Origin of the sequence: Rhodococcus phenolicus (assembly GCF_001646785.1) — a bacterium.
GTDB classification, from domain to species: domain Bacteria; phylum Actinomycetota; class Actinomycetes; order Mycobacteriales; family Mycobacteriaceae; genus Rhodococcus; species Rhodococcus phenolicus.
This window is the reverse complement of the sequence record NZ_LRRH01000113.1, coordinates 1-4,997: the sequence shown is the minus strand read 5'-3', so window position 1 is coordinate 4,997 and position 4,997 is coordinate 1. Positions and strand designations below refer to the sequence as shown.

9 protein-coding genes and 2 pseudogenes are annotated in these 4,997 nt (G+C 68.5%); all 11 read left to right on the top strand.

Features of this window, described 5'->3' with window-relative positions; translation table 11 throughout:
- Positions 1–288, top strand: a pseudogene (locus A8G15_RS31240) (Rho termination factor N-terminal domain-containing protein); the annotation flags it as partial.
- Between the two features lie 156 nt (positions 289–444).
- The gene (locus tag A8G15_RS25340; RefSeq protein ID WP_068165760.1) at positions 445–858 is read left to right on the top strand and encodes a head-tail connector protein; all 414 of its coding nucleotides are present in this window, start codon (positions 445–447) and stop codon (positions 856–858) included.
- A complete protein-coding gene (locus tag A8G15_RS25335) occupies positions 855–1,184 on the top strand; it encodes a hypothetical protein (protein ID WP_068165762.1) in 330 nt (109 codons plus the stop codon). Before A8G15_RS25340 ends, A8G15_RS25335 begins: the two co-directional genes overlap by 4 nt.
- A gap of 9 nt (positions 1,185–1,193) precedes the next feature.
- Positions 1,194–1,385, top strand: coding sequence for a hypothetical protein (locus A8G15_RS25330; RefSeq protein WP_068165759.1), 192 nt, complete (start codon positions 1,194–1,196; stop codon positions 1,383–1,385).
- Positions 1,382–1,696 carry an HK97 gp10 family phage protein gene (locus tag A8G15_RS25325; RefSeq protein ID WP_082900155.1) on the top strand — a complete coding sequence of 105 codons (315 nt, stop codon included), beginning with the start codon at positions 1,382–1,384 and terminating at the stop codon, positions 1,694–1,696. Before A8G15_RS25330 ends, A8G15_RS25325 begins: the two co-directional genes overlap by 4 nt.
- A 148-nt stretch (positions 1,697–1,844) precedes the next feature.
- Positions 1,845–2,282 carry a minor capsid protein gene (locus A8G15_RS25320; protein ID WP_068165758.1) on the top strand — a complete coding sequence of 146 codons (438 nt, stop codon included), beginning with the start codon at positions 1,845–1,847 and terminating at the stop codon, positions 2,280–2,282.
- 12 nt (positions 2,283–2,294) lie between these two features.
- On the top strand, positions 2,295–3,038 hold the full coding sequence (locus tag A8G15_RS25315) for a phage tail tube protein (RefSeq protein WP_068165757.1): 744 nt from the start codon (positions 2,295–2,297) through the stop codon (positions 3,036–3,038).
- An 83-nt stretch (positions 3,039–3,121) separates the two neighbouring features.
- Entirely contained in the window at positions 3,122–3,544 is a 423-nt protein-coding gene (locus A8G15_RS25310; RefSeq protein WP_068165756.1) for a DUF7426 family protein, read from the top strand.
- A 5-nt stretch (positions 3,545–3,549) separates the two neighbouring features.
- Positions 3,550–3,786, top strand: a complete 237-nt coding sequence (locus A8G15_RS25305) for a hypothetical protein (protein ID WP_068165755.1) — start codon at positions 3,550–3,552, stop codon at positions 3,784–3,786.
- Positions 3,786–4,178, top strand: a complete 393-nt coding sequence (locus A8G15_RS25300; RefSeq protein ID WP_068165754.1) for a DUF7426 family protein — start codon at positions 3,786–3,788, stop codon at positions 4,176–4,178. Before A8G15_RS25305 ends, A8G15_RS25300 begins: the two co-directional genes overlap by 1 nt.
- Before the next feature lie 4 nt (positions 4,179–4,182).
- Positions 4,183–4,997: pseudogene (locus tag A8G15_RS25295) on the top strand (hypothetical protein); the annotation flags it as partial.

Below are 4,997 nucleotides of genomic sequence, written 5' to 3'. Positions count from 1 at the left end.
GAGACCGACAACGACGGCGCGCTCGCGTACTTCCGGCGGCACGGCTACGGCATCGGCGCAGACGTCGCCGAGTCGGCCGAAGGTGACGGCCCGGCCGAGAACCTGTCGGACCTGACCGTGCCGCAGCTGCGCAAGTACGCGAAGGACAAGGGCATCGACCTCGGCGACGCCGAGAAGAAGGCCGACATCCTCGCCGCCGTCGAGCGCGCCGTGTCCCCACTGAACGTGGAGGGCGTCGACCCGAGCGCCGCGGCCGACGTCGAGGACGCGCACCCGATCGGCGACTGAATGCTTGGTGGTTGGTGCGTCAACCGCGTGTCCCGGCACCCATTGGCATGACCACCGCACGCGAAGGACGACTGAGGGCTTTCCACGCCGGGTTCCTTTCGGTCCTTGTAGCGGCGTTCCTGCGCACCAACCACCACCCCCACCCGAGGAGGCACAGTGCTCGTCTACGCCGACAGCGACGACCTCGCCGACTGGACGAAGAAACCCGCACCCGACAACGCCGACATCCTGCTCCGGGAGGCGTCGATCCTCGTCGCCGACGCGTGCCTCGCCGACCTGTACGACACCGACAGCACCGGCCTCCCCGCGGACTCAGCTCTGCGCGACGCGATGCGCGACGCAACGTGCGCGCAGGCCGAACACTGGGCATCCGCCGACGTCGATCCCACCAAGGGCGCCGGCGGGCAAGAGCCCCGCATGACGGTGTCCGCGATCGACGGGGCATCGGTCAGCTACGACACGTACCTGACGGCGCCTGACCGACTGAACTCGGTGAAGTTCCTGTATCCGACCGCACTGCGGATCCTGCGGTTCGCTGGGCTGGCGTCGAATGCGGTGAGGTCGTGGTGACCGATCCGCTGGCGTCGTGGTGGCGGTGGCCGGTGCTCGTCGCACGGAAGATCGGCGACAGCCCGTACGGTCCCGAGCACGCCGCGCCGGTGGAGGTGCTCGGGAAGATCACCGCGAAGCGCAAGAAGGTGCTCGCGCCGGACGGCTCGGAGGTGATCTCCGAAGGCCGCGTCTCGATGTCCGCCACCACCGAGCTGATCCCACCCGGGTCGCTCGTGACCTTGCCGCCCGAGTTCGGGGGCCGGACTGCCGAGGTGTTGGCGGAGCAGCTGCACCACGACGGGGCTGGTCGAACCCCGAACTTCTACTCCATCGACCTCACCTGAGGGGGAACCGTGACTGATGTCGAAGTACAGCAGGTGCTGGAAGAGCTCCCATGCGGGATTCGGAAGATCCTGGCCGACCGGTGCTGGGAGGCGGCATACCTCACCGTGCTCTGCGTCGGCCTCGGCGACCAGATGGCCCGGGAGTGCGCCGACAGCATCACTGGAGTGTTGGCCGAGGGTCGCGATGGGGTGTCGACGTGACCCTGAACTTCAACCTGGCCGCGATCCGGGCCGCCGCGCAACGCGGCCTCGACGACGCCGCCGAGGTCGTCAAGCAGGAGTCGATCGAGCGGACGCCGAAGGAAACCGGCGAGCTGCGCAACGACTGCAAGACCGCGTCGGGTGACCTCGAATCGGCCGTGTACTACGACCTCCCGTACGCGGCCCGTCAGCACGAGGAGGTGGGCTGGCATCACGAGCACGGTGAGGCGAAGTTCCTCGAGAACGCCGTGATCGCGAAGCGGCAGGAGGTCGGGCAGGTCATCGCCCAGGCCATCAGGAGCGCACTGTGACGATTCTCTGCAAGCACTGCGGCAAGGAGATCCATCGGACCAACTGGTACGACGGACCCGGCTGGAAGCACAGCGGCTCTGGGATCGGCAGTGGCTTGTACTGCCCACCGAAGACGGTCGCCACACCTCCGGATGATCAGGAGGACGGATGACGACCGCGCGCGCACCAGACACCACCGCACTCGAGGACGCCCTCGCACAGCGCCTCCACGCCCTCGGGCTCGTGCGATACGAACCCGCCGGCGTCTACGGCACCGGCACGCTCCCCGCGGTGTTCTTCGGCACCATGCCCGACGCCCCGAACGACGCCATCGTCATCAACACCTACAGCGAAGACCGATCCCGCGACGACGACACCCCGGACTACTACCTGCAGATCCGGGGCCGACGAGCCGGCCGCGACCCGCGGGCCATCGACCAGCTCATGGACGCCATCTGCCGCGAGATCCACGACGCCTCCCATCAGACGTGGGGGAGCGTCCGGGTCCTGCTCTGCCGCCGCGTCGTGCGCGCCCCGCGTGCGCCCGACTCGAACGGGCGCTGGACCCGCCCCGATTCGTACCGCATCACCGCCAACCCGTCCTAGGAGGACGACCCCATGACATCTGCACTCGCATCCACCCTGGCCCGCGACTGGATCCTCGAAGTCCGCGAACCCGGCACCACCGAGTGGACCCGCGTCCGCGGCCTCTCCAGCGTCGCCCCGATCTTCGAGGGCGCCGAGCAGGACGATTCCGACATCGACTCGGAGGGCTTCGCCTCCCAGATCGTCACCGGACTTGCGTTCCGCATCGAAGGCGGCGGCAAGCGCAAGGGCGAGAACACCTCTGGTTTCGTCGACGACCCGGGCCAGAACTTCCTGCGCCAGAAGGGACGCAAGACGGGCCTCGACAACGTCGTCACGGTCCGCATCTACCGGCGCGATGAACTGCCCGACGCCTATGAAGCCGAGACCACGGTGAAGTGGACGGACTCGGCGGCCGGGGACACGAACGCACTGCAGGAGTTCAGCTTCACCCTGTCGGGCCGTGGTAAGCCCCGCGATATCACCAAGCCGCTGATCCCGGCCACCGCGCAGAACTTCACCGTCACCCTCGGTGGAGCCACCGCGGGCACCTTCACCCTGACATGGGCCGGCAAGACCACCACGCCGATCGCGTTCGACGCCACGTCGGCGGCGATCAAGTCGGCGCTGGCGGCTCTCGACGACGGCTACACCGCCAGCGATTTCACGGTCACTGGCTCGACGGGCGGCCCGTTCGCTGTCACCGTCCCCGGCGGCGTCCTGACCGGCGACGGCACCAGCCTGACCGGCGGCGCATTCGCGGTCACCGCGGCCTGACCGCACCCCTGACCACCCGCCGGGAGCAACCTAACCGCTACCCCTGCTCCCGGCGGGTGCCCCGCCTCAACGGAAGGAGTCTGGTGGAGGACCTCGCCACCTTCATGGACCCCGCGCTGCACCTGCCCATCGCGGGACGCGACTACGCGATCGCCTGCACAGCGTGGCAAGGCCTACGCGCACAGCAGCTCGTCACCACCGGCGCGCGCCTCGACGACACGGCCGAACGCGCGGAGATCCTTGCGATCCTCGGCGATACCTATCAGCAGATGGTCGACGACGGCATCGGCTGGCCCACCATCGCCCACGCCGGCCGCACCGCCCTGCTGTGGTTCGGGCATTCCGAAGCCGCCGGACAGGCCCACTGGGAGAGCGCAGGTACGCCGGGAAATCCGATACCCCCATCCCCGAAGCAGGCACGGATGGGGGAGAAACTCCGCGCGATCTTTCGGCGCCCGGCACCTACGGACCGGATGATCCTGGCGGCGGCCCGTACGACCCCGTAACCGGGGTGCGCGACTGGTACAACGACGAACCTGACCGGCCGAAGCCCGGCCAGGTTGCACGCACCATCGTCGACTGCCTGCACCACTGGTCCGACATCGAACTCGACCTGCAGGACAACGGAATCGACCTCGAATCCGGGGTCCTGCACACCCGGTCGTGGCGGTGGCTACGCCTGCGCATCACCGCCCTCGCCGCTGATCCCCACTCCCGCCTGCACAAGGCGCTGACGAAAGGCGCGTAGTGGCGCTCAAGGACTTGACCGAGACCGGCTTCGACCCGGACCTGCACCTCCCGATCCGCGGCAAGAAGTACCGCGTCCCCGCGCCCGACTACGAGACGGCGAAGGCCATGCGGGAGATGGTCGCGAAGGACGGGGTGCCCCCGGTCGAGCAGATCGAAGACGCGATCGCAGTGCTCGGACCGGCGTTCGACGAGATGGTCGCCGACGGTCTGCCGTGGCCGATGATCCTGCACTCCGGCCGGACCGCGCTCCTGCACTTCGGTATGTCCCCGGACTGGGGCGAGGTGCATTGGTCCATGTCCCACATTCCGCGCATGGCGGACATCGAGAAGGTCCTCGGCGCGCACGCCGAGTTGATCGCCGCCCGGAAGAAGGCGCGCAAGAAGGAGTAACCCCTTGGCTCTCGACGTCGGCGAGCTGGTAGCCCGCCTCACCCTCGATGACTCCCGCTTCATCCAAGGCACCCAGCAGGCCCAGCAGCAGAGCCAGCAGGCCACCCAGCAGATCACCAACGGCTTCCAGCGCATCAGCCAGGCAGCCCAGCGTGCCGGCCAGGCAGCGCAGGCCGTCGAGATCAACCGGCGTCTCGAGCAGCAGGCACGCGACGCCGCGCAGCGCATCCAGGACCTGGAGCGCAACGCGCAGCGCGCCGACCAGTCCGTCGACGACATCGTCATGAACAGCCAACTGCTGAACGAGGCCCGCCGTGCCGCGCAGCAGATCGAAGACATCCAGGCTGCCGCACGTCAGGCCGCGGGCGCGGTCGACAACATCGAGCTGGGCAACCAGCTGCAGCAGGATCTCCAGGCTGCGCAGCAGGAACTCGAGCAGCTGTACCAGCAGGCAGGCCAGGGCGGCGGCCCCGCGGGCAGCCAGTCCGGTGGAAACTTCCTGTCCGGGTTCGCTGACGCGGTCGGCGATCTCGGTTCGAAGACCGGCCCGATCGGTGCATCCCTCCTCGGTGTCGCCGCGATCGGTCTCACCGCCGGTGTCGCTCTCGCGAACGCCATCAGGGAGGGCATGCAGGACGAGCTGCGCCGCGACATTTTCCAGGCGCAGACCGGCACGACTGTCGCGCAGGCGGAGAAGTTCGCCCGGGCGGCCGGTGAGGCGTACGCGGATGTGTTCGGCGAGTCCGTCGAGGAGAACCTGTCGACGCTGAAGCTGGCGCTGCAGAACAACATCATCGATCCGGGCGCCACCCAGCGTGA

Excerpts from the sequence above, each read along its gene's own strand:
- A8G15_RS25320 (WP_068165758.1), top strand. The coding sequence starts at position 1,845 with ATGACGACCGCGCGCGCACCAGACACCACCGCACTCGAGGACGCCCTC.
- A8G15_RS25315 (WP_068165757.1), top strand. The coding sequence starts at position 2,295 with ATGACATCTGCACTCGCATCCACCCTGGCCCGCGACTGGATCCTCGAA.